General features: G+C 37.6%; 30 protein-coding genes. 21 read left to right on the top strand and 9 right to left on the bottom strand.

From position 1 onward, the window contains the following. The first annotated feature begins 66 nt into the window (after positions 1 to 66). From MKX72_RS19985 to MKX72_RS19965, 5 genes are all read left to right on the top strand, one after another. The gene (locus tag MKX72_RS19985; RefSeq protein ID WP_340760752.1) at positions 67 to 648 is read left to right on the top strand and encodes a hypothetical protein; all 582 of its coding nucleotides are present in this window, start codon (positions 67 to 69) and stop codon (positions 646 to 648) included. Between the two features lie 233 nt (positions 649 to 881). Next, positions 882 to 1319 carry a hypothetical protein gene (locus MKX72_RS19980; protein ID WP_340760750.1) on the top strand — a complete coding sequence of 146 codons (438 nt, stop codon included), beginning with the start codon at positions 882 to 884 and terminating at the stop codon, positions 1317 to 1319. Next, entirely contained in the window at positions 1295 to 1693 is a 399-nt protein-coding gene (locus MKX72_RS19975; protein WP_340760749.1) for a hypothetical protein, read from the top strand. Before MKX72_RS19980 ends, MKX72_RS19975 begins: the two co-directional genes overlap by 25 nt. Positions 1694 to 1705: 12 nt before the next feature. Further along, complete coding sequence (locus tag MKX72_RS19970) at positions 1706 to 1945, top strand: phage holin (protein WP_340760748.1); 240 nt, start codon at positions 1706 to 1708, stop codon at positions 1943 to 1945. A gap of 42 nt (positions 1946 to 1987) precedes the next feature. Further along, positions 1988 to 3007, top strand: coding sequence for a peptidoglycan recognition protein family protein (locus tag MKX72_RS19965; RefSeq protein WP_340760746.1), 1020 nt, complete (start codon positions 1988 to 1990; stop codon positions 3005 to 3007). Between the two features lie 42 nt (positions 3008 to 3049). Here MKX72_RS19965 and MKX72_RS19960 read toward each other — a convergent pair whose 3' ends face one another. The 6 genes from MKX72_RS19960 to MKX72_RS19935 form a co-directional block, all read right to left on the bottom strand. Beyond that, positions 3050 to 3838 carry an FxLYD domain-containing protein gene (locus MKX72_RS19960; RefSeq protein WP_340760744.1) on the bottom strand — a complete coding sequence of 263 codons (789 nt, stop codon included), beginning with the start codon at positions 3836 to 3838 and terminating at the stop codon, positions 3050 to 3052. A gap of 108 nt (positions 3839 to 3946) precedes the next feature. Then, positions 3947 to 4231, bottom strand: coding sequence for a hypothetical protein (locus MKX72_RS19955; RefSeq protein WP_340760742.1), 285 nt, complete (start codon positions 4229 to 4231; stop codon positions 3947 to 3949). A 101-nt stretch (positions 4232 to 4332) separates the two neighbouring features. Continuing rightward, positions 4333 to 4557, bottom strand: a complete 225-nt coding sequence (locus MKX72_RS19950) for a hypothetical protein (protein WP_340760741.1) — start codon at positions 4555 to 4557, stop codon at positions 4333 to 4335. A gap of 245 nt (positions 4558 to 4802) precedes the next feature. Continuing rightward, the gene (locus MKX72_RS19945; RefSeq protein ID WP_340760739.1) at positions 4803 to 5555 is read right to left on the bottom strand and encodes a Rha family transcriptional regulator; all 753 of its coding nucleotides are present in this window, start codon (positions 5553 to 5555) and stop codon (positions 4803 to 4805) included. After that, entirely contained in the window at positions 5552 to 5992 is a 441-nt protein-coding gene (locus MKX72_RS19940) for a hypothetical protein (RefSeq protein ID WP_340760737.1), read from the bottom strand. The genes MKX72_RS19945 and MKX72_RS19940 overlap by 4 nt, the downstream gene beginning before the upstream one ends. 48 nt (positions 5993 to 6040) lie before the next feature. Further along, positions 6041 to 6310 (bottom strand): helix-turn-helix transcriptional regulator, encoded by a 270-nt coding sequence (locus tag MKX72_RS19935; RefSeq protein WP_340760736.1) that lies wholly within the window; start codon positions 6308 to 6310, stop codon positions 6041 to 6043. Between the two features lie 157 nt (positions 6311 to 6467). Here MKX72_RS19935 and MKX72_RS19930 point away from each other — a divergent pair, with 157 nt between their 5' ends. The 5 genes from MKX72_RS19930 (at position 6468) to MKX72_RS19910 (ending at position 9715) form a co-directional block, all read left to right on the top strand. Continuing rightward, the gene (locus MKX72_RS19930; RefSeq protein ID WP_340760735.1) at positions 6468 to 6656 is read left to right on the top strand and encodes a hypothetical protein; all 189 of its coding nucleotides are present in this window, start codon (positions 6468 to 6470) and stop codon (positions 6654 to 6656) included. A 316-nt stretch (positions 6657 to 6972) separates the two neighbouring features. After that, positions 6973 to 7149 (top strand): hypothetical protein, encoded by a 177-nt coding sequence (locus tag MKX72_RS19925; protein ID WP_340760733.1) that lies wholly within the window; start codon positions 6973 to 6975, stop codon positions 7147 to 7149. Between the two features lie 186 nt (positions 7150 to 7335). Beyond that, the gene (locus tag MKX72_RS19920) at positions 7336 to 8559 is read left to right on the top strand and encodes an FtsK/SpoIIIE domain-containing protein (RefSeq protein WP_340760731.1); all 1224 of its coding nucleotides are present in this window, start codon (positions 7336 to 7338) and stop codon (positions 8557 to 8559) included. Beyond that, positions 8519 to 9064 carry a replication-relaxation family protein gene (locus MKX72_RS19915; protein WP_340760730.1) on the top strand — a complete coding sequence of 182 codons (546 nt, stop codon included), beginning with the start codon at positions 8519 to 8521 and terminating at the stop codon, positions 9062 to 9064. Before MKX72_RS19920 ends, MKX72_RS19915 begins: the two co-directional genes overlap by 41 nt. Before the next feature lie 480 nt (positions 9065 to 9544). After that, entirely contained in the window at positions 9545 to 9715 is a 171-nt protein-coding gene (locus tag MKX72_RS19910) for a YozD family protein (protein WP_013058720.1), read from the top strand. Positions 9716 to 9773: 58 nt separating this feature from the next. On the opposite strand, the gene MKX72_RS19905 is transcribed toward MKX72_RS19910, so the two are convergent. Beyond that, positions 9774 to 10835 (bottom strand): DUF2515 family protein, encoded by a 1062-nt coding sequence (locus MKX72_RS19905; protein ID WP_063248359.1) that lies wholly within the window; start codon positions 10833 to 10835, stop codon positions 9774 to 9776. 117 nt (positions 10836 to 10952) lie between these two features. Here MKX72_RS19905 and MKX72_RS19900 point away from each other — a divergent pair, with 117 nt between their 5' ends. From MKX72_RS19900 to MKX72_RS19880, 5 genes are all read left to right on the top strand, one after another. After that, positions 10953 to 11207: a hypothetical protein gene (locus MKX72_RS19900; RefSeq protein WP_080754470.1), complete on the top strand. Its 255-nt coding sequence runs from the start codon at positions 10953 to 10955 to the stop codon at positions 11205 to 11207. A 6-nt stretch (positions 11208 to 11213) separates the two neighbouring features. Next, positions 11214 to 12047 (top strand): serine/threonine protein kinase, encoded by an 834-nt coding sequence (locus MKX72_RS19895; protein ID WP_063248357.1) that lies wholly within the window; start codon positions 11214 to 11216, stop codon positions 12045 to 12047. Then, positions 12034 to 12804: a sporulation protein gene (locus tag MKX72_RS19890; RefSeq protein ID WP_028415111.1), complete on the top strand. Its 771-nt coding sequence runs from the start codon at positions 12034 to 12036 to the stop codon at positions 12802 to 12804. The genes MKX72_RS19895 and MKX72_RS19890 overlap by 14 nt, the downstream gene beginning before the upstream one ends. 235 nt (positions 12805 to 13039) lie before the next feature. Beyond that, on the top strand, positions 13040 to 13666 hold the full coding sequence (locus tag MKX72_RS19885) for a phosphatase PAP2 family protein (RefSeq protein ID WP_154989786.1): 627 nt from the start codon (positions 13040 to 13042) through the stop codon (positions 13664 to 13666). Positions 13667 to 13912: 246 nt separating this feature from the next. Next, on the top strand, positions 13913 to 14236 hold the full coding sequence (locus MKX72_RS19880) for a hypothetical protein (RefSeq protein ID WP_013058713.1): 324 nt from the start codon (positions 13913 to 13915) through the stop codon (positions 14234 to 14236). Positions 14237 to 14287: 51 nt separating this feature from the next. Here MKX72_RS19880 and MKX72_RS19875 read toward each other — a convergent pair whose 3' ends face one another. Then, the gene (locus MKX72_RS19875; protein WP_013058712.1) at positions 14288 to 14440 is read right to left on the bottom strand and encodes a hypothetical protein; all 153 of its coding nucleotides are present in this window, start codon (positions 14438 to 14440) and stop codon (positions 14288 to 14290) included. A gap of 194 nt (positions 14441 to 14634) precedes the next feature. Here MKX72_RS19875 and deoD point away from each other — a divergent pair, with 194 nt between their 5' ends. Both deoD and MKX72_RS19865 read left to right on the top strand, forming a co-directional pair. Continuing rightward, positions 14635 to 15339 (top strand): purine-nucleoside phosphorylase, encoded by a 705-nt coding sequence (gene deoD / locus MKX72_RS19870; RefSeq protein ID WP_013058711.1) that lies wholly within the window; start codon positions 14635 to 14637, stop codon positions 15337 to 15339. Positions 15340 to 15553: 214 nt separating this feature from the next. Next, complete coding sequence (locus tag MKX72_RS19865; RefSeq protein ID WP_155007692.1) at positions 15554 to 17002, top strand: SulP family inorganic anion transporter; 1449 nt, start codon at positions 15554 to 15556, stop codon at positions 17000 to 17002. A 243-nt stretch (positions 17003 to 17245) separates the two neighbouring features. On the opposite strand, the gene MKX72_RS19860 is transcribed toward MKX72_RS19865, so the two are convergent. After that, positions 17246 to 18412 carry an FtsW/RodA/SpoVE family cell cycle protein gene (locus MKX72_RS19860; protein WP_014458560.1) on the bottom strand — a complete coding sequence of 389 codons (1167 nt, stop codon included), beginning with the start codon at positions 18410 to 18412 and terminating at the stop codon, positions 17246 to 17248. Between the two features lie 663 nt (positions 18413 to 19075). On the opposite strand from MKX72_RS19860, the gene MKX72_RS19855 reads away from it, so the two are divergent. The 4 genes from MKX72_RS19855 to MKX72_RS19840 all read left to right on the top strand — a co-directional run bounded on the left by MKX72_RS19855 (position 19076) and on the right by MKX72_RS19840 (position 21333). Then, positions 19076 to 19621 (top strand): hypothetical protein, encoded by a 546-nt coding sequence (locus MKX72_RS19855; protein WP_028415108.1) that lies wholly within the window; start codon positions 19076 to 19078, stop codon positions 19619 to 19621. Positions 19622 to 19779: 158 nt separating this feature from the next. Then, positions 19780 to 20235, top strand: a complete 456-nt coding sequence (locus MKX72_RS19850; RefSeq protein WP_014458562.1) for a hypothetical protein — start codon at positions 19780 to 19782, stop codon at positions 20233 to 20235. A gap of 140 nt (positions 20236 to 20375) precedes the next feature. Continuing rightward, positions 20376 to 21002, top strand: a complete 627-nt coding sequence (locus tag MKX72_RS19845) for an FMN-dependent NADH-azoreductase (protein WP_155007693.1) — start codon at positions 20376 to 20378, stop codon at positions 21000 to 21002. A 133-nt stretch (positions 21003 to 21135) separates the two neighbouring features. After that, positions 21136 to 21333, top strand: a complete 198-nt coding sequence (locus MKX72_RS19840; RefSeq protein ID WP_372452798.1) for a hypothetical protein — start codon at positions 21136 to 21138, stop codon at positions 21331 to 21333. Positions 21334 to 21520 lie beyond the last annotated feature (187 nt).

Raw genomic sequence — 21520 nt, 5'->3', positions numbered from 1 at the left:
CTTCTGTAAAAAAAGTTGTATAATTAATTGATAATATTTTCAGTTTTTTATCGGAGGAGAATAAAAATGTATATAAAAAGCAGACAAGACCTAATGGAATTTCTGAATTACGAAAAGAAAAACTATGGCAGAAAAAACACAAAGATGCCTTTGATTTGTGTTAGGGAGAAATCGTACCTTTGGAAATATAATGTGCTGCTTAGAAAATCTGAATACTATACAAATACGCGAAAGAAGATAAGGAGTTTAATTTATAGAGCTTGGTTATCTCATTATCAAAACCAACATCAAATTCACATTCCTATTAATACTTTCGATAAAGGTTTACGACTGATGCACTTGGGGCCTATCCTTGTAAATGCTAAAGTAAAGGCCGGCAAAGATATAGCTTTGCATATAAATACTTCTTTAGTTGCTGGAGGGTCTAATGATCATACGCCGGTATTAAGTGATAATATTGTAGTTGGAGTTGGAGCTGTTATTCTAGGTGATGTCCATCTTGCTAAACATATAGCTGTTGGAGCGAATTCTGTAGTGAATAAATCTTTTGATGAAGAGAACATCGCTATAGCAGGTGCGCCCGCTAAAAAAGTTAGCGATAATGGGCGTTTAAATTGGAATGTAAAAGATAAAAAGAAAATCGGATAAATGCTTGTTGAACAGTAATGTTTTTTTTGGAAAAATGAAGAAATATCGTGAGTTGAAAGGACCTTATTATTTGGGTTCTTTTTTTGTTTTTTTAAAACGACTTTAGTAATTAAAAATATTCAACTCTCTATCAAATTTTTATAGATTCAGAAGATCACTTCACTTTTTTATGTAAAATGTTTTTTGGAAAAAGAAGGCTATATAATTCTTTTTTTGATGTAAGGGGGGGGCGAATGATGCCAAATACATCGGAGGATAACATGGAGAAAAAAGTACGTGACAATACACTAGATACCCTATCAATTGTTGTTATGTTCTATACACTAATCACAGGAGTTTGCTTCATTTTCTTAGGAAGTGACGAAATCAGCAATGAAAGCACCTATAACCGTATGCAAGACCTCATGAGCATTAAGCTATGGGGTCTTTTATTTGTCTTAAATTCCATTCTCCACTTATTAGCGGTGAGTTTGGAATACAAACGGTTGCAGTATGGCTTCTTTATCGCAGCAGGAACAGTAGGGTTAGCTTTAACCTTACTGTACGCCACTGCGTCGTTTGACACATCAGCTTATAAAATTAACGCCTTTCGCTATCTATTATTTGCAGGGGTGAATCTAACCATTGCTTTAAAGGGGGCGAGAGCGTGGAAACAGGAAAACATTTCGTAACCAAAGGCGAGCTTTACGAGCATACAGACCTCATCAAGAAAGAGTTACAGGGGAGTATTAATCATGTTTCGCAGAATGTAAACAACTTAGAAAAAATTGTGTTGCCGATGGTGGTTGCTTTAGAAGCCATCAAAGAGAACACAGGCGAGTTAAACACCACGATGAAAGAGTTTGTCAGTGAACAAAAAGAACATCGCGAAAAGATCCACACACACGATATGGCCATTAATGACTTGCAACGTGATGATGATGTGAAAATTGAGAAAGAAAAAGGCAAGTGGAACGTCATCGGTATTATTACAGCTGCCCTAGTCGGTGGTGGTTTATTCATGGACAAATTCGGCTCATGGATTGCAGAAAAATTATTCGGATAAGGAGAGATACACATGAACAAAGACTTCGTAAAACAAATTACAGCGTTCCTCATGGCAATCTTGCTGTTTCTAGGTACATTAAACGTGAAATTCGAATGGTTTACGGTAGATAGCATCAATGCCTTTGAAGCGGTGTTAATCGCAGCTATTCCTCTTGTAGCGGTGCTGGTGTCCATTTATAAAAACCATTACGGCATTACGGAAAAAGCGAAGGAACAAAAGGAAGTCTTGAAACAAAAAGGATTAAAGTAGTCGCCTTTCGGGGTGGCTATTTTATTTTAGGGAGGAATATAAATGTCTGCATGGGAAAATAAATTTATCAACGTAAATAAATATGCTCGTTCAGGTAAGAAGTTAACAGCGGTTCGCAAAATTTTGATGCACTATACTGCCAATCCGGGTGCAAGCGCGATGAATCATTATAAATACTTCAACAACCTAAAAGACCGTTATGCATCAGCTCACTTCTTTGTGGATCGTGTAGACTCACTTTGTATTGTTCCACTTAATGAAGTAGCTTACCATGCGAATGATGTTCAAAAGCGTGTGAATGGGGTTGCTTATCGTGGAGTAGCGGCATTGAAACCAAATGCTAACCTTCTTTCGCTTGGTATTGAAATGTGTATCGAGAAAGACGGTACAATCCATCCTGATACTGTTAAACGTTCGGCTGCCATCGCTGTTGAGTTATGTAAGAAATACGGGCTAGACCCACTTACAGATATCGTCCGTCATTACGATGTAACAGCGAAGAATTGTCCTGCTCCTTGGGTAGCGGATAAATCACAGTTTGAAGCGTTTAAAGTATTTGTGAAAAATGAGTTAGCAGGGAATGATCCTACAATTATTCCTGCACCTTCAAATAAAGTGGATAGCGTAATCGTGAAGCAACCAACTAAACCATCTGAACAACCAAAAACAAAAGGTAATGCGGTGATGATGTCCATTCAGACAACGTTAAACAACCGATATGGCACGAAATTAGTGATTGATGGCTTATACGGACCAGCTACAAAAAAAGCGCTTGTTACAGGCTTACAAACTGAATTAAACAAACAGTATCGTGCGAACCTTACAGTCGATGGCTTATATGGTCCTGCTACTGCTTCGAAAGTGGTCAATGTACATGAAGGAGCAAGAGGGAATATTACCTATATTGTACAAGCTGTATTGTACGCACTAGGGTATGACACAAAAGGGGTAGATGGTATTTTCGGTAGCGGAACAACAGCAGCGGTGAAGAAGTTCCAAGATGATAAAGGACTATCAGTGGATGGTGTTGTCGGTGTAAACACCTTTAATAAATTGTTCTAACACAAAAGCCCTGTTACTCACTACGAGCGACAGGGCTTCTTTTTATTCTGTTACTTCTCCATCCCCACCTTCGCCAGCGGTTCCTTCAGGGTACACGTATTTGTACGCAAAGAATTCATAGTGATCCGGTTGAGTCATCTTATTAAAATTTAAAAATGGAGACTCAGCTTTAAACGACATCTTCTGACCAGGGTTTAACGTATCGCCGATTTGCCCGTAAAGTGTTGTCAGGAATTTGTTGTCTTTATCGTAAACGGCAGCGCCAATTGTAATATCGTTAGTCGCTTCTTTTGTATCGTTCTTCACTTGGCCGCGCATAAAGATAAACGTTTGATCCTCGTTCGCGTCTAGTGCTTCATTCGACATCGGCAGCTCAACCACTTTTACATCCGTCACTTCAGGAGAAATCGTCATTTCAGCCTTACCTAGCTCATAGTCAGGGTTCATATCTATTTGATTTTGTACATGTGCAATCTTACCTGGTGCTAAGACAGAAGGGGAAACCCATGCTGTTGAATCGTCACTTGAACCGATGACATGACCTTCTTTATCAAAATACGTAATATTAATAGCTGATACATCAATGTTTTCTTTGCTGTCATTCTTAATCGTAGCAGAATAACTTGCTTGTTTCTCGCCCGTGTAATCATCGTCATACGTGTAATAGATTTCTTCTTTGTTCGTAATTTTAATATCTTCAGGCTTAACTTCCTTTTTGACTGCTTCTTGTTTTGGTTCCGATTTACTCGTTGTTTCCTTTGCTGGTTCATTCCCACACCCTGCAAGTAATAATCCACATGCTAAGAGTGAGATACCCATTGCTTTTTTCATTGTTTTATCCCCTTTATTTTCATTTGTTGGCAAATTTTATTATAAAGGCAAAAAGAAAACATGCAAGATAAAGGTTCTTACATGCTTGGTTTAGGGTGCGAAAGGTGCTTATTTTTTAGGTGCATATTCAACGATAGAAAATTTATTCTTCACTGATTCTATCAGCTCCTGTTCGAGTTCGATACTGATATCCTCCCAATCATCAAGGTGATATCCTTCTTTTTCTCGTTTTTTATTGTAAAGTTCTTTTGCTTTCTCATATGAATCTTTTGTAATAGTGGATTTAGCTAACGATTCTTTTGTATAAACTATTCGACTTCCGTTTCCATAATAGGGTTTGCCTTCATAATAAACAACATAAACTGTTTCATTTTCTATTTTAGGACTAGCCATTCCATCCACTCCCTTTACATTCATCCAAACTATGATATAATCTCTCTTGTACATCTAGTGTACGTTCTTTGCTAGAGCACCCTTTGTCGTGAGGGTGCTTTTTATTTTGTTTCCTTATATACAAATTCAAACGTCTGAATACCGTTGTCTATTTCTAAAGGCAATCCATAAAAACTACTTGTTCCTTTTGTTTTTGGATCATCAATCATGATTACATCACTTAATTGCTCATTTAACCACGATTCATTTACTTTGACTCTAATGGGTTTGTTGGATTGTATTTGTCTAAGGTTTTTAACGATATCTGTTAACTCTTGTTTGTTCATTAGATTTCCTCCTCATGCCGCTTCTGATATTTTCTACCGCATTTCGTGCAAGTTATTGTGTATTCACCCCTATGTTCTTCCCAAGATGTCCACCATGTCCCAAAATCATTACTGAACCAATGTCTACGATGGAATATATTACAGATAACGTTCATTATCATTCCTCCTATTTGTATTACCTTTATTTTATGATATACTTTTCAAAAGAGGGAGAGAGCGACCAAACTAGCTCCCTCTGTATTGGTTTATTGAGTAACTTGCTTTGCAGGTTGCTCTTTATTTATGTCTAAAACCCTTAATAACTCTTCGAATTTAGAAGGGTAGTAATGCGGTTGCGTTTCTTTTGCATTATTCGGACTAATTAAGTTCTTCCCGTACACTAATCCTTTTTCTGTAATGGACTTAAACTCTTTTGTTTTTCCTTTTGAGCTAGGACGTTCTTTAATCTCCAATAATCCTACTTCAATTAATTTTGTATTAACTTTAGCAGTAGACAATCCAACTTCATGTTCTTTCAATAACTCTGTCAACGATTTAGTTGTTTCATCTTCAATGTATTTCGGAAGGTGATCGGTAGGTACTCCATGATGTTTATGAGCAACTTCAAGCATTTTAATTTTAGAAGTATCATCTACACGTAAAATTCTCGATGTGTAGTCAACGCCTATCAAGTGCATTTCAAAAGCTCTAATGTTTTCAGTCGGTTTAACCCGCGAATTCTCTAATTCCTCGATTTTCTTGATAACCTTATACCGAACTTTCGCATCATATTTTAAAGCTAATTGCATTGCGCCTTCTTTACCAAATTCGTAACAAGGTCTTTCTTGATTGTTTTTATCGAGATAGGAGCCGGGCTGAAAAATAAGCTGGGCTATTTCTTCTCCTAATTCCTCACTTTCTTTCCTTATATCAGCCATTACATTTTTGTGAAGTTTACCCGTTAATTCAGCTAAATCTAAACTCGTCATTCTAACATCATTAGCGATTAATTCGTTCATTTCACTTCCTCCACATCTTCACTAGAGTAGAAATCAACAGACATTTTAATTTTCTTCATTCCATCTTGGAGACGTTTCTCTTCCTTTTCTAATTCTAAAATTTCAGAAACTAATTTTTGTGCTTGAGCAGGGGATAAAGTGATTTCTTGGTTAAGAGCTGAAATTAATTTAAGTTGTTCAATCGCGCTATCAGGCGTAACCTTTTCGTATGCAGGTGTTTCTGGAAGTTTTGAAGCATTAACTTCAATAACTGTTTCTTCTCTTGGGATTATAGGAGTAATTTGGTCTTCAAAAAGCAAATCGTAATTACGACCATCATCACCTTTAACGTTATAAGCATTAAAGCTTTTCTTGTACTTAACGATTTCTCCAACAGGATTTCCTACATAACCTCTTGTAATCTGAACGCGTTGACCTTTTTTAAATTTCTGAGCCATTTTATATTCCTCCCGTTTTTAAGGTGCTGTATATCACAACACCTATTTTTATTTAATTTTATCCTTTTCTTCGATGTACTCCCATAAGTCGTCAACTTTACAGCCAAGAAAATGAGCTAACCTAAAAGCCTTTATTAAAGAAGGTTCTTTATGGTTGTTAGCCCAAGCGCTAACTGTTTGCTTACTTTCATCCATTACTTCAGCTACCTTATGCTGTGGAATATCCAGTTCTGCGAATCTGATTTTTAATTTGGCTTTAAGATCATCTTTTCTGCTTTCTTTACTGCTTGGCATGGTAACCACTCCTAAACTATTCATTATATTTCCCTCCCTTCATTTTATTACCATATACTCATTATAACAAGTATGATTGCCTTTGTATACTAAAAAAGATAAAAAGTTTAACAAATAGTTGAATCATGTACAACCCAACTGTCATACCATGAAGTATACCAACCAACAGGGAGTGTTTAGGATGACTACACTTGAAATGAAATTTATCGAAATGATGAAAGAAACAAATTTCAGTATGATGGATGTTTTATTTATGATGATTGACCGATTAGAAGCTGAAAACCTTTCTGAAATGGAATTAGAAAGAAGAATGGCAGTCTTACATGATTTTTCTAAAAAGTTACATGAAGCTGAATGTGGTAATGACTAATGCTAAAAGGTTTCTTCGATGGACTGTCGGAACACCGTAGCAAACGGGCGAAACAATCTGAATTCGACCATTTGGAACATACCGAATACCTTTATAGCTCAGATTACTTACGAGGCTTATACAATCGCACAAGCAATAACGGTCAACGTCACGCATTAATGGATTACATGGACAGATTTGATGTGAATAATGAATCATACAAGGGTTACAGTGGTTTGTACAACGAAATAGACAATTGGTTACATCCACAAGAAGACGAGTGGGTAAAAATCCCGCGATCCATTTTGGAAGAATATTTAAAGGGGGATGATGAGTTATGATTGCAATGTTAGGGACAGGAGCTTTATTTGTAGGGTTGGCGATTGCTGAGAAGAGAGGTTGGCTTGAACTAGATTTTGAGAAAGTAGAAGGGTTCATCAAAATTGGTATGAGTGCTGGTATAGCGGGTAGCTTGTTGTATTTTGTTTCGAAGTTAGCTGCGATGTTTTTATAGGTATGACCATTGGAAGACTGATGCAGTATTTTCCTAGGTATGGTAAAATAGTTGATGTAGCAAGGGTTCAACGCGGATTCGTCCACCGTTAGCTATTTTCTTTCTTCCTCAATCTTTTTCCAACCTCATTTCAGGAAAGTACGCTGGAGAAAATTCAGAAGATTAAAAATAGAAGGAGTGGTTTCTGTGATTGAATTCTTATTTCCTGCTGCTGTTTGTGGTCTAGCTGTAGCTTTTGGTCGAAAGAAAAAACCAACTGATAAAGATCAAATTGAGTTAGTGTTTCGGAACTTGGGCGTAGGTGGAAAAATCGGTAAAGAGAAACAAACCTTCGTATTCCCTAAACTCGTCCACGAACACAGTGTAGAAAACGGAAAAGAGTATGTCTATGCTACGACTGTAGGATTACCCGACAAGACGTTAAAACCACTTAAAGAGGTATTGTCCTCTACGCTGAACAAACCCTTGAAATTAAAGTATAAGAAGTATTTGAGTATCACTGTGTATGATATCGAAATGCCTGAAATTGTTCCGTATAAAGATGTACCAAGTAAAGAAGGGTGGGTCGTGCCTCTTGGAATGAATTTAGAAGGTTGGCACTTCCACGACTTCGATAAAACACCCCATACGACAATTGCGGGAACAACAAGGTTCGGGAAAACACAAATGCTCAAAAACATCATGACATATCTTATTGAACATCACCCTGAAGACGTAGAATTTCTTATTATCGATTTAAAAGGAAAGTTGGAGTTTAACCCTTATCGCAATTTAAAACAGGTCAGAGCGGTTTGTGGTGATCCATTTGAAGCTTATGAGGAGCTTTCGCAATTACATTTACAAGTAAAAGATACAATGGAAAAGTTTTTAGGTAACGGATGGAACAATGTTGTTAAGACATCTGAAAAGAAACGATTATTTGTCATTGTGGATGAAGCAGCTCAACTGGCCCCTGATAAATTCATGGAGCCTGAAGTAAAGAAAATTATGAGTGCTTGTCAATATTATTTATCTGAATTAGCAAGGGTAGCAGGGGGCTTGGGGACGAGAATTGTGTACGCCACTCAATATCCCACATCGGATACCCTACCACGCCAAATTAAACAAAATGCAGATATGAAAATTAGTTTCCGTTTACCTACAGGATACGCTTCGGAAGTTGCTATCGATGAACACGGTGCTGAAAAGCTACCTTCTAATATCCCTGGTAGGGCTTTAGTGAAGACGCATGAAGTGATGGAAGTTCAAACGCCTTATATAGAAGATACTGAAATGATGGAAAGGATTGATCGTTATGTTATCAGCGAACGAAAAGAAGTATCACGAGAGAGTGGATCAAGTATTACACAATTTGGAGAAAATGGAGTTCATGAGTCGGAGTCAAATCCAAAAATTATTAAACATCTCTAATGTGCGAAATATGAACCGTATCCTGATGAACATGAGTAAGTACCTCAATTCAAAAAGGTTGCATGAAAATGTCTATTATCTAAACAGAGCTGGAAGACAATACATTGGTACAGACCGAAACCCTGCTAAACCTAACCAAATTGAACATAAATTAATGAGAAGCGATATGTACATGTATTATGATTTCCCTGACACTTGGAAACCTGAACATCCGATAGAGTGGAGAGATAGACAACGAAACAAAAAGAAAATTATTTCAGATGCTTTTTTCAGCCAAGATCAAACATACTTCTTTGTAGAAGTGGACCATAAACAAATGATGACTCGAAATATGAACAAAATTGATTCTTATGCTGAACTTTTCCCTTTGCTTGAAAAAGAGTACAACGTTGATTGCGTTCTTGTCTTCTATACAATGACTGAAGCGAGAAAGAAACGTTTAATGAAATATTGTGAAGAAAAAGGTGTTACATGCGGCGTGTTCACCAAAGACGATATAGTTTAACTTGAATTAGCCACCTATATTTATATATTTCACTAGCTCACTCTTAGTTTACTTATCTGCCGAACTATGAATTTTATATATAGCCTAAACCATTGTATGTGTACAATGATTATAAATTTTTGTATGAGCTTTTTGAAGATGAAGAATACGCTGAAGTCATGAACTTAGTGCTGAAACATTTAAAAAAGATAGCAAAATCCGAACAAGGAAAATAGCAGGTAGATGCCTAATAAATAAAAGATAGCCGAGATAGATCATCACATCTCTCTTAGCTATCTTTTATTGTGTATACGGCGATGGTAATGAAAAAAGAATGGGTATAATTACCTTTCTATTTAAACTGCTGAAATTTTAGACATACTATTGCCAAATTGTTCATAAATGTGTATAAGGTAAAACTTCAAGCAGAAGATGGAGTGAACCTATTTTTAAGAAAAATAAGGTACGCTAATCCGTTCAAACGGGATAAGGAGTGATATTGTGAAAGAAATCGAAGTGGTCATTGATACGGAAGAAATTGCGGAGTTCTTTTACAATGAACTAGTCAAGCGAGGCTATGTTCCCGCTGAAGAAGAGCTAGGCGAATTAGCGGATATAACTTTTGATTATCTCATTGATAAATGTATTATTGATGAGCAAGATGAAGAATAAAAAGATAGATACATCTGTAACGACGGGGAAACTCGTCGTTTTGTTTATGAGACAGCGGTTATGAAAAAGGATTAGCAGCTTTTATAGCGGATTGCACTTTTATATGATGCTGAAGGGGAATTTTTTTAACTGAAGAATCGGGAATAGAGTCAAGAAGAGAAAATATGCTTTCGTCTTCAAACCATTCTTCTTTTCTTAAAAAAAGATGTACGCGGTCTCCCCAGCTCATAGTTAAAGTCGGGCTATAGAGCTTTTTGGAATGAGTTCTGTCATTTGTAAATATATCTGAATTATAATCGCTTCGAGACCCTGTATGAGGGTGTTTAAGGCTAAAGGTATAAATAGCATCATGCAAGTTTGAATAAAAAAGAAGAACGTATAGGGTTTTTCCCACTTCAATCCGTCTTATCACAGACTCAAAATGGTACACTTTCGTTCCACATAAATCAATTTTATTACCTGAATAATAGGGAAAGACGATTTGAGTCATACCGAGAAAATTTTGAGTGTGAAACTGCCAAGAGTGAAGAACATTACGCTGAAACTCTTTTTTAAAGAGAACATTTTTTTCGATATGATACTGTTCGTTCACAATCAGGGCTATTGATAAGAGCGTTTTGTTTCTATGCTGCCAAAAGTCATTCCAAACAGCTTTCATAAAAGAAGATATGTGAAAGGCGGGGAGTAAATGAAACAGATTGCTGTTTTGCTCTTTGCTTTTTTCATAGAGTAACAGCTGAGCGTAAGCATCATGAAATATCGCTGAGTTGGAATGTTCTAAAAACAAGAAGTATGCGTGCTGTTTCTCTGATGAAAGCAGGGATTTTATTAAGGTAGTGGAGAGATCTGTCATATAATAGCCGCCGTTTCGTGAAACTAAGTGTGCTAAAAGAGCCCAGTGAATTTCAGGGTGTTTTTGATAATAGTCCAAATAAGCTTGTGTACGTGTAACATTGTTTTGATTAGCTTTTTTTACTTTTCTTCGAATTTCTTTAATCCATTTTACATCTTCTCCAATAAAAGAGAGCGGGAGAATAGCAGGAGGTTTGTGCTGCATCATCTGCTGCAGACGAAGAACATCCTCCAATCTAATGAGGGGATTTGTGTCAGTAGAAGTCATGTTAAGCCTCCTTTGAAACGTTTAACTATTTTAAAAAAGGGTAAGGGACTTTTTGAAACCTTTATAACATTTCGTACGTATAAAGGGTAACAAATGTTAAGAAAAGAGGTTTTCTTTATGTTCAGAAAAATATTTGAATCATTAACTGGATCTAAACATCGCCGCTATAGCAGCAGTGATCGGCACTACCGACGTCCACGCCACTACAGCAGCAGTGATCATCATCACCGACGTCCGCGTCACCATAGCAGCAGTAGCGATTATAAACGAAGCAAATATTATGACAGCCACAGTCATTCAAAATATGGTCATCACCATTACAAGCGTAAACGCAAAAGCGGAAGCTTCTTCTCAAGCTTTTTCTCAAGTTGATTTGGAATGAAAAATCGAATGTTCAAACACTTTCATCGCTGGCTAGTTGACCGTCCTTTTAAAAAAGGCACAGTCATTTGTGAGCGCTATGAAATCATAAATGTACTGGGAATGGGGAGCTATGGTATAACATATGTTGCTAGTGACATTGTGCAACAAAAAGAGGTAGTAATAAAGCAACTCCGCAAAACGAAGCAGCGCACGCCTCAGGGGCTGAAGTCTTTTCATTATGAAGCAAAACTGCTGTCTCAACTAGATCATCCTCAAATTCCTTCGCTGTATGAAGCTGTTGAAATAGATGAAGGGTGTTTTCTAGTGATGGAGTTGATTCAAGGAAAAACGTTTGAAGATTTAATTTTTGAAGAGAAGCGCGTATATACAGAAGAAAAAGCGCTTGACATTTTACTTGATATTCTAAAAGTAGTTTCCGTTATTCATGAGCAAGGAATCGTTCACCGTGATCTTCGTATTCCAAACATTATTGATGTTAACGGGACCATCTATGTTATTGACTTTGGTCTTGCAAGATTTTTGGGAGCTCATGAAGAAACAAGCAGCCTTATAGAAGAACAGCAGTTTATGAGACAAACATTGGTTGCAAGCGATATCTATGCGCTTGGTCATTTTCTTTTATTTTTATTGTATTCTGGTTATGAGCCGACGGATAAACAAGAAAAAAGCTGGGAACAAGAGCTAAGCTTGTCGGCGCCCATTAAAACCATCATTCAAAAAATGCTGAGAGCAGATGAAGCGTATGAAAGTATTAAAAGTTTACAAAAAGACATTTATGACTATATAAATAGTAAGAACTCGGGGAGGGAAAAGCATGGCGCTATTTAATAAAGCGTTAGCCCGCATTGGAATTGGTGCAGCGCGAGTGGATGCTAAGCTTGTCAATGATGAATTTCGTGCTGGTGAAACGATTGAAGGGATTGTTGAAGTGTACGGCGGAAATGTTGAGCAGAAAATTGACAGCATCTATCTGCGTCTATTCACAACCTATGTAAAAGAAAGAGACGATAAAAAATACAAGCAGGACATTGAACTTAATACGTTTAAGATTAACGACCCGTTTACGATCCAACCATCTGAAACCAAGTCTATTCCTTTTACCTTTCAGCTACCTGATGATACGCCTGTTACATTAGGGAGAACCCGAGTGTGGGTGGCGACGAGCCTCGATATTAAAGATGCGGTTGATCCGTCGGATATTGATCATGTAAAAGTGCTCCCTAACCTTATGGTAACAAGCACAATTGAAGCGATGGAACAGCTTGGCTTTCGCTTGCGTCAAGTCGAGTGCGAAGAAGCTCCTCGCAGGATGAGAAAAAGACTTCCTTTTGTTCAAGAATTTGAATTTGTTCCAAGCGGTGGAGTGTACGCTGGGAAAGTAGATGAAATTGAAATCATCGTGCAGCCGAGCGGCTTACATGACTACGATTTATTTATAGAAGTAGATCGACGGGCCAGAGGGTTCGGGGGGTTTTTATCTGAAATGCTGGATGCAGATGAGTCGCTCGTTCATGTTCATGTTTCTGAAAAAGAAATTCCTCAGTTAAAAAATAGATTAACCAATATTATTTCACGCTATAGCTAACGTGCATAGCTCTCCTTTATTTTTCGTATATTAAAGACAGTAAAAAGAAAGGAGAGAGGTATATGCCGCAATCAAAACAAACGAAAAAAATAAATGCAAAAGAGGAATTTTCGGCTGAATTTGTCGTTCATCAAGCTCCCAAGCCGGAAGACTATATTCAGCCAAAACGTGTGAATAAGTAAAGCATGTAGCACGCTACATGCTTTTTCTTTTAATAGGTTGGAGGAAATAAAAAATGGTAAATCGCACTACAAAATATTCTCTATTTATTGTATCGCTTTTAGCTTTCTTTTTACTCATTTTATTTACGTTTAATACACCTTGGGTGAAACAGCTTGACTTTAATGTACTTCATACCATTGAAGGATGGAGGACGGATACGTTAACACCCATCATCATATTTATAACAACTGTAGGATCTTGGTATGTCACTGCGCCAATATGGTTTGCCATTATAGTATTTCTTCTTTATAAACGAAAAGGATTGCTCGCTTTATATATCACGCTTGTTTTTTGGGGAGTTCGCGCTTTAAATTGGGGATTAAAGGAGATTTTTGCAAGACCAAGACCTGATTGGAGTCAAGTCGTTCCCGCCTCTCACTATAGTTTTCCGAGCGGACATGCCATGAACTCAATGGCGTTTTACAGCGGAGTGCTTTTGTTAATATGGATGTATACAAGAAGCAGGGCTATTAAAACGGCAGCTGCATGCGTAATTACTATTATTATTTTATTAATTGGATTTAGCCGTTTGTATTTAGGCGTACACTTTTTAACGGATATACTAGCAGGATATTGTGTAGGACTTGCTTGGTCATTAGGAGTCTACCTCCTTTCTAAGCGCCTATATAACCAAAAATAGGAGCAATGGTTACATTTTTTTCGTTAATATTTCATTTTGTTTAAGTAGGCCTATTGATTCATCCATTCAAAAACAACTAATGATAAAATGGGAAACAAATATTTTATGTACATGTTTAATAAGAAAAAACTAGTAATTTCGACAAAAAACGTTTTGATTCGATAAAGGGTTTTCGGATTTTATCACTAATTATATAAGAATACATGACGTAAAAGAGTAAATACTTGCTTTTGGGTGGAGGGAAGAATGTTGAGTGTGTGGACCACAATAAAAAAACAATTTAATATTAGCACAGAATATGATGTAACCATTATGCAAACAGAAGAAAAAGGTGAAAAGCGCGGATATAAGCCTGTCCATCGTCTAACGATTACAGCATTCGATCATCAAGACGCAGCAACACAAGTATTTCAGATGTTTAATATTGCTGATAATTTGCCAAAAGATTGTGATGCGAGATTTATTAGCACAGGCGATATTTTGTTAATTGATGAAGGTACTCGAGGGAAGTATTACTACAAGCTATGGACAGACGGATGGCAAAAAGTGAATCGCCTGCACGTACGTTAAACATAAGGTAAAAGCGACCTATCTGGCCGCTTTTTATTTATATGTTGACTCTTAGTAATCACGAGTATGATGACCAGGGCCATTTTTTCGGTTTGTTGCTGAATATTCATCTCCATGGGCTTCATGTTCTGCTATAATTGCTTCTTTTGGAATGTGATTATTCTTTTTAGGCGAATTAATTCGGTTGCGATGTTTTTTCCCCATACATATCACCTCAGCTAAAGTTAGTAAATCCCTTGCGCTATTAGCGTACCCTTATATAAAAAGACATACTACGCCATTTTTTGGGCAGTATGTCTTTTTATTTTTGACGCATAATGTTAGAAGTAAATAGACATGCAAGGGATACAATATGGTATAGTGAAAGCGTAAGATTTTTTACATATAGGAGGTACGAAATGAGCGTACATATTGGGGCAAAACAAGGTGATATTGCAGAAACGATTTTACTTCCAGGTGATCCACTTCGTGCAAAATACATTGCAGAAACGTTTTTAGAAGACGTAACTTGCTATAACGAAGTGCGCGGTATGCTTGGATTTACAGGAACATATAAAGGAAAGCGCGTTTCTGTTCAAGGAACGGGAATGGGTGTACCATCGATTGCTATTTATGTAAATGAACTAATGAATGAATATGGTGTTCAAAACCTAATTCGCGTGGGTACATGCGGAGCAATCCAAAAAGATGTAAAAGTACGTGACGTTATTTTAGCCATGTCTTCGTCAAGTGATTCACAAATGAACCGGGTTAAATTTGGTCCTATTGACTACGCACCGACAGCTAACTTTGATTTATTAAAGCGCGCTTACGATGCAGGTGTTGAAAAAGGCCTTCAGTTAAAAGTAGGAAGTGTATTTACATCTGATCAATTTTACAATGAAGACGGCCAGCTAGAAAAATTAGCAGCTCACGGCGTATTGGCAGTTGAAATGGAAACGACGGCTCTGTATACGCTAGCCGCTAAATACGGCCGTAATGCTTTGTCGGTTTTAACAGTAAGTGATCACATCTTCACTGGTGAAGAAACAACGTCAGAAGAACGTCAAACGACGTTCAACGATATGATTGTTGTTGCGCTTGAAGCAGCAATTAATGAATGAACATAATTTCATTTATTTGCTGAATGGAAGCGAAATGCTGCCGCGTAACAAATAAAAAGACGAGAAGCAATCAAGCTTCTCGTCTTTTTATTTGCGAAAATTAATTGTTTCCAAATAGGAAATTGTATGGTACGATTTGATACGTTAAAAACGGCCTTGATTTTCGTGAAAGTCGAAAATCGTATAAAAAATTCATAAGAGGTGATAAACCATCATGATGGCAAGTATTAAACAGCAGTGGTTTTCAAATGTTCGAGCAGACATTTTGTCAGGGATGACAGTTGCTCTTGCGCTTATTCCAGAAGCCCTTGCTTTTTCCATTATCGCCGGTGTCGATCCTATGGTTGGTCTGTATGCATCTTTTTGTATGGCAATTGTGATTGCTTTTACAGGTGGAAGACCAGCTATGATTTCAGCTGCAACAGGAGCAATGTCTTTATTGATGATTAACTTAGTCAAAGATCACGGCATTGAGTATTTATTTGCAGCTACTGTTTTAACCGGAATTATTCAAATTTTACTTGGTGTTTTGAAAGTAGGAAGGTTTTTATCGTTTCTTCCTCAAACAGTGATGATTGGCTTTGTAAATGCGCTCGGTATTTTGATTTTTACCGCACAGCTTCCGCATTTTGAAGGAGCAAATTGGATGATGTACGCCATGGTAGCCGGAACGCTGCTCATCGTCTACTTATTTCCGCTCATGACCAAGGCAATACCATCTCCGCTTGTTGCCATTGTCTTGATGACGATTGTAGCGATTGTCTTTCATTTAGATTTAAAAACGGTAGGAGATATGGGGAATATTACGCGTTCGCTGCCGGTTCTTCACTTTCCAAAGGTTGATTTATCAGTGGAGACACTGGTCATTATTTTACCTTATTCGCTTCCTTTAGCGATTGTAGGCCTACTTGAATCTATGCTAACGGCAACGGTGCTGGACGAAATTACAGATACGCCTTCAAATAAAAATAAAGAAGCGCGCGGTCAAGGCATCGCTAATATTGTAACAGGTTTCTTTGGAGGGATGGCTGGCTGTGCCATGATTGGACAATCTATGATTAATGTAAAATCAGGGGGACGTGGAAGGTTATCTACCTTAGTCGCCGGAGTCTTTTTATTGTTCTTAATTATGGTGCTTGGCGATGTTGTTAAACAAATTCCAATGGCTGCTCTTGTAGGCGTTATGTTTATGGTAGCTGCCGGTACATTTGATTGGCAGTCCCTTAAAGACTTAACGAAATATCCGCTATCGGATGCTATTGTAATGGTTGTTACGGTGGTTATCGTATTGTTTACACATAACTTAGCATTAGGAGTAATGGTAGGTATTGTTTTAAGTACGATTGTATTTGGCTGGAAGATGGCTAAAATCAAAACAACTTCACAAAAAGAAGGCAATATGAAGCAATACAGGGTTTCAGGGCAATTATTTTTTGCTACCATCAGTTTCTTTATGGATGAATTTCAGTATGAAACAGACCCGGATACCATCATTATTGATTTTAGTTCTTCTCATATATGGGATCAATCGGCCGTGATCGGCATCTCAAAAATTATCGATAAGTATGAGCGATTGAATAAAAAGGTTATTGTAAAAGGATTAAATGAAGACAGTAAAAAAATCGTTAGGCAGATTGGCTTAACGTCGCTGTCGAACAAATAAAAGGTGTGCAGTAGCACACCTTTTTTACTTGTTTCGTTTTAGTAGCTGTATGAACCAGGTGGAAAAAGAAGTTGTAGATGAAGGTGCGGATGTCTGTTTTAACAAAATAGCATAGGCTTTGCGACGATATTGGTAATCAAGCATGCATATCTACTCCTTTTAAAACAGATTTTGAAAGCGTTTTCTTTATTGTAGCATGCTTAATAGGGAGATAAAAGAAAAAAGAGAGACCATTGTCTCTCTTTAATCATTTCCAAACATATAGCGTTTGTGATGCCATGAGATTCCAAACATCAGACCCATTGCAAACATGTTCCCCATCAGTGAACTACCTCCATATGAAATAAAAGGAAGTGGAATTCCGGTAATAGGCAAGACTTGAATGGTCATACCGATATTTTGAAATACGTGGAACGTAAGCATTGAAATAACGCCTACACATAAGTAAGAATTGAATTCATTTTTTGTTTCAAGCCCTAGCTTGATCAAGTAATAAACGAGTACGAAGAAAAGACTAATAACAATGCTGGCGCCTATAAAGCCAAACTCTTCTCCAATAACCGCAAAAATAAAGTCGGTCTGTCCTTCTGGCAAATAGACAACTCCATTTCCGATTCCTTTACCGTTTACCATTCCTGAGCCAATCGCATCTAACGATTTCTTTAAATGATAGCCCTCTCCGGAACTGTACGACTCAGGATCCAGCCAAGAGTAAATACGTCCAAATTGGTATTGCTTAACCCCTAAATACTTTTCCAATAAGTTAGGTGCATAAACAACAAGTCCCAAAATAACAGAGCCAACTGCTGTAATGCCTAAAAATGCAGGGGCGATGATTTTCCAGCTTACGCCTGAAACAAATACAAGTCCAACGGTGATTGCTAAGAACACAAGAGCGGTACCTAAGTCAGGCTGCTGCATGATTAGTAATAAAGGTAAAGCAAGTACAGCGCCTAGTTTACCAAGCAGTAAAAAGTCTTCTCTTACTGTTCGGATACGATATTTTTCATTGTGTTTAACAATGACCGTACTCAGTGTGATAATCAAAAACACTTTCATAAACTCTGATGGCTGCAACGAGAAGCCGGGAAGTGTGAACCAACTTTTTGCCCCGTTAATTTCTCTGGCAATACTTGAAGGAGCCACTAGTAAAAGAAGCAATAAAAAGTTCCCAAATCCATAAAAAACCCACGTTAGCTTTTGAAGCTGATCGGAGTCAAAACGCATGACAAATCCTATAATCACCATTCCAATAATATAAAAAACAACTTGTTGCGCTACGAAGTTCTTATCATACTGCCCAATTTTTTCAGCACTATGAATTGCCACGACGCTTACGCAAAACAATAGGAAGATTAGGAAAGCCAAATTCCAGTCAAATCTACTAACATTTCTTTGATTTTCACCCATATTATTCACCTGTCACTATTAAATCTCATTCTTTCTTTATGATAAAAGAAAAATGCTGTTTTTAGTGCAAAGTTGATTAATGAAGAGTCGCACTAACCTCACTTTGCAGTTTTTACTTTGAATATAGACTTGCTAAAAGTAAGAAAAGATATGTCGCAAGCTGCGTTACCATACAGCCTTTTATTATACATGAATTATTCTATAACATAAATAGGAGAAATGATAACAATTTCTTTTTTCTAAAAACTCTATTGGCAGAGATTTATTCAATTCATCTTCTTTATCTCCTTAAAGGTTAATATGAAAACATACTATAGGAATTTATCTTTTTTTGCACGTGAAAAGATAAAGAAACGTGTATATATAACGAAAGAAAGGGGGAAATAGTTTCATATGAACGACTGAAAAATTCTAAACTGCAAGGACTAAATCTAGCAAGCTATACATATGAATAATAGTAAAGGTAAGAGAAAGTGTTCTACACTATCTTTTTCTACATGCAGACATTCAACTTCTTAGCTCCCTACAAGTAAACAGTCATAGTCTACTTTCTTACTGATGAACGTATGGAAGGCATAGGGTAGATTACCGAATAAGAGACACAGGATATTAGGAAAATAATAGATAGAGATTAATAGAATCATAACGTAGAGAGGTGTGTTTATGATTATAGGGGCAAGTTTGACAGCATTTTTATTATTATGGTGGACAATTTTTTATAGCGGGCGCTACCACCATTATGTTTCAGAGCCTGTTGGCAAAAGAATTTCCCTTCACGTAGGAATACATGTTACCTTAGTGGTTGGAGTGAATGCATGTCTCTGGCTTGAGCAGCCGCTGCTTTTTTCTAGCATTTTAGCAGGGTGTGCAGGACTAGGAGCCGGATGGTTTGTAGGGATTCCTTTTTCGGTAAAAAGTATTTTAAGCGGAATAATGGGGGGCATAGGAACGAGTGTTAGTTTTTATATCTCTATGAGTATGTGGATAGATCAATTTAACTCGCTGTCTTTTTTATTGATAGGAACGAGCGTTATTTTTAGCGGAAGCTCGTTATTTCAAGTGTTAAAATCGATTCCGTCATTTGAAAAGGTACTGGTGAAAATGTGGGTTCAACATCCTTTTCTGATAGCGCCTATTTTGATTACCGTATTTTGGCTGTATAATTTTATTGAAAAATATTTTCCGCAAGCAGATCCAACACGCAAGTAGTTTCCGTGTTGGATTTATTATTTCTTCGGGTAAGCCTCCTTTAAGCTCACCAAGTTTGACATCGTTCCATTAGTCTATAGAAGGTAAAAGTAGACATTCACCTATCTTCATTATGATGCATATTGTAACGTAGCAAGCATTATAAAGGGGGAGTGCGTATGTATCCATATCAATACGATCCACGTTTTCAAAATTTGTTTCCACCTGGAGGAGGCCAAGGCTTTCCGTCGTTTCCACCTGGAGGAGGAGGTCAGGGCTTTCCGCCGCCGCCACCTGGAGGAGGAGGTCAAGGCTTTCCACCGCCACCACCTGGAGGAGGGGGCCAAGGGTTTCCGCCGCAGGGAGGAGCGCAGCCACCTTCAAGTCCGCCGCCAGGTTTTACACCTGCACCAAAGCTAGGTTCAGGAGGTCCATCGCTTTATGCTGTTGATCCAGGCGCTATTTCAGGATGCCTATACCGATACACCTATATATGGCCGAGAAATGGTCGACCTTACTGGTTTTACCCAACCTTTGTGGGCAGACGCTCAGTTGCAGGATATCGCTGGACAGGATCTTTCTGGGTGTATGCTGGGGTAGATGTAAATCAAATTCGAGAATTTCAATGTGTATAAAACTCCGCTTGCGGAGTTTTTTTGTGCGAAAAGGTTGACGCATAAAAAATGACGTTATATAATAAATCTCGAATTAAAGATAATTTGTTTAGTAATATCTCGAATTGATAATAATATACACTTTTTAGGAGATGACATTTATGGCAAATGTATTATATGTAAAAGTAAATCCACAGGTTGATGAAGCATCATTTTCAACTCGTTTAGCACAGGTTTTCTTGGATGAGTATAAAACAGCAAACCCGACTGATACAGTGACAACGCTTGATCTGTATAAAGAAACAGTTCCATTCATCGACGGAGATGTTTTAGCGGCGTGGGGAAAAGCTGGAGCTGGTGACGAATTATCAGCTGTTGAATTAGAAAAAGTAACGCGTATGGGTGAATTAGTAGAGCAGTTTTTACAAGCTGACAAAGTTATTTTCTCAGCTCCAATGTGGAACTTAAGTTTCCCTCCACTAATGAAAGCATATATTGATAACATTTTAATTGCAGGAAAAACGTTTAAATATACTGAAAATGGTCCAGTAGGATTAGCTTCAGATAAAAAGGTAGTATTACTAGAAGCTCGTGGAGGCGTGTATTCAGAAGGCCCTGCGGCAGAGCTAGAATTTACTCAAAGCTATTTACGTACAGTAATGGGATTCATTGGTGTTCAAGATTTCCAACTGGTTGTTGCAGAAGGCATGGCTTACACGCCAGCAGAAGCAGACAATATTCTAGCAAAAGCATCTGAAAAAGCAAAAGAAGTTGCGTCAATGTTCTAATCTCAAGAGGCTGGGACAAAAGGATTTTAGACGAAGTGAAAAACGAACCACTGATCAAGATGTTTGATTAGTGGTTCGTTTTTTTTGTTACGGTGAACGTAGGTTTCATGTTTGTAAGTCTTTCTAGCAGTTGATGGGAGGGCAAGCCGAAGACTCCTGCGGGAAAAGCGGAATAGGTGAGACCCCACAGGAGCGTATGCGACGAGGAGGCTCAGCATCCGCCCGCGGAAAGCGAAGTCTTGCACGGAAATCAACTGCGGTGTCAAAAGCGGTTCGGCTCATGTATACGAGTTATTCGTCTTTAGATTGGATTCATTTGTTTATGTCTTAACCTCTTTTTTAGGGTTAAAATTCAATATCCACCCTTCAGAAGATGTAGAAAGGGTTACATAAAGTGCAGCATAGGGAACGTGCTTCTTATAAAAGCGCTTATACATTTTTATTTACAAGATAAAAAAAGCATGGTTAAATAATGACCATGTTAATGTACCATCAGGATAGGGGAAGTTTTTCTGCAG

It is taken from the genome of Priestia sp. FSL R5-0597 (assembly GCF_038006305.1).
GTDB classification, from domain to species: domain Bacteria; phylum Bacillota; class Bacilli; order Bacillales; family Bacillaceae_H; genus Priestia; species Priestia zanthoxyli.
The sequence above is the reverse complement of the archived record's forward strand: the minus strand, read 5'-3'. Positions and strand labels throughout refer to the sequence as shown.

Bases quoted from the DNA above. Each gene is read 5' to 3' on its own strand.
- MKX72_RS19930 (WP_340760735.1), top strand. From the start codon at position 6,468: ATGACTACACTTGAAATGAAATTTATCGAAATGATGAAAGAAACAAAT.
- MKX72_RS19860 (WP_014458560.1), bottom strand. From the start codon at position 18,412: ATGGGTGAAAATCAAAGAAATGTTAGTAGATTTGACTGGAATTTGGCT.
- MKX72_RS19945 (WP_340760739.1), bottom strand. From the start codon at position 5,555: ATGAACGAATTAATCGCTAATGATGTTAGAATGACGAGTTTAGATTTA.
- MKX72_RS19900 (WP_080754470.1), top strand. From the start codon at position 10,953: ATGTTCAGAAAAATATTTGAATCATTAACTGGATCTAAACATCGCCGC.
- MKX72_RS19865 (WP_155007692.1), top strand. From the start codon at position 15,554: ATGATGGCAAGTATTAAACAGCAGTGGTTTTCAAATGTTCGAGCAGAC.
- MKX72_RS19955 (WP_340760742.1), bottom strand. From the start codon at position 4,231: ATGGCTAGTCCTAAAATAGAAAATGAAACAGTTTATGTTGTTTATTAT.
- MKX72_RS19965 (WP_340760746.1), top strand. From the start codon at position 1,988: ATGTCTGCATGGGAAAATAAATTTATCAACGTAAATAAATATGCTCGT.
- MKX72_RS19885 (WP_154989786.1), top strand. From the start codon at position 13,040: ATGGTAAATCGCACTACAAAATATTCTCTATTTATTGTATCGCTTTTA.
- MKX72_RS19875 (WP_013058712.1), bottom strand. From the start codon at position 14,440: ATGGGGAAAAAACATCGCAACCGAATTAATTCGCCTAAAAAGAATAAT.
- MKX72_RS19905 (WP_063248359.1), bottom strand. From the start codon at position 10,835: ATGACTTCTACTGACACAAATCCCCTCATTAGATTGGAGGATGTTCTT.
- MKX72_RS19890 (WP_028415111.1), top strand. From the start codon at position 12,034: ATGGCGCTATTTAATAAAGCGTTAGCCCGCATTGGAATTGGTGCAGCG.
- deoD (WP_013058711.1), top strand. From the start codon at position 14,635: ATGAGCGTACATATTGGGGCAAAACAAGGTGATATTGCAGAAACGATT.
- MKX72_RS19940 (WP_340760737.1), bottom strand. From the start codon at position 5,992: ATGGCTCAGAAATTTAAAAAAGGTCAACGCGTTCAGATTACAAGAGGT.
- MKX72_RS19985 (WP_340760752.1), top strand. From the start codon at position 67: ATGTATATAAAAAGCAGACAAGACCTAATGGAATTTCTGAATTACGAA.
- MKX72_RS19960 (WP_340760744.1), bottom strand. From the start codon at position 3,838: ATGAAAAAAGCAATGGGTATCTCACTCTTAGCATGTGGATTATTACTT.
- MKX72_RS19850 (WP_014458562.1), top strand. From the start codon at position 19,780: ATGTATCCATATCAATACGATCCACGTTTTCAAAATTTGTTTCCACCT.
- MKX72_RS19935 (WP_340760736.1), bottom strand. From the start codon at position 6,310: ATGAATAGTTTAGGAGTGGTTACCATGCCAAGCAGTAAAGAAAGCAGA.
- MKX72_RS19970 (WP_340760748.1), top strand. From the start codon at position 1,706: ATGAACAAAGACTTCGTAAAACAAATTACAGCGTTCCTCATGGCAATC.
- MKX72_RS19950 (WP_340760741.1), bottom strand. From the start codon at position 4,557: ATGAACAAACAAGAGTTAACAGATATCGTTAAAAACCTTAGACAAATA.
- MKX72_RS19855 (WP_028415108.1), top strand. From the start codon at position 19,076: ATGATTATAGGGGCAAGTTTGACAGCATTTTTATTATTATGGTGGACA.
- MKX72_RS19915 (WP_340760730.1), top strand. From the start codon at position 8,519: ATGAGTCGGAGTCAAATCCAAAAATTATTAAACATCTCTAATGTGCGA.
- MKX72_RS19840 (WP_372452798.1), top strand. From the start codon at position 21,136: ATGGGAGGGCAAGCCGAAGACTCCTGCGGGAAAAGCGGAATAGGTGAG.
- MKX72_RS19980 (WP_340760750.1), top strand. From the start codon at position 882: ATGATGCCAAATACATCGGAGGATAACATGGAGAAAAAAGTACGTGAC.
- MKX72_RS19880 (WP_013058713.1), top strand. From the start codon at position 13,913: ATGTTGAGTGTGTGGACCACAATAAAAAAACAATTTAATATTAGCACA.
- MKX72_RS19895 (WP_063248357.1), top strand. From the start codon at position 11,214: ATGAAAAATCGAATGTTCAAACACTTTCATCGCTGGCTAGTTGACCGT.
- MKX72_RS19845 (WP_155007693.1), top strand. From the start codon at position 20,376: ATGGCAAATGTATTATATGTAAAAGTAAATCCACAGGTTGATGAAGCA.
- MKX72_RS19925 (WP_340760733.1), top strand. From the start codon at position 6,973: ATGATTGCAATGTTAGGGACAGGAGCTTTATTTGTAGGGTTGGCGATT.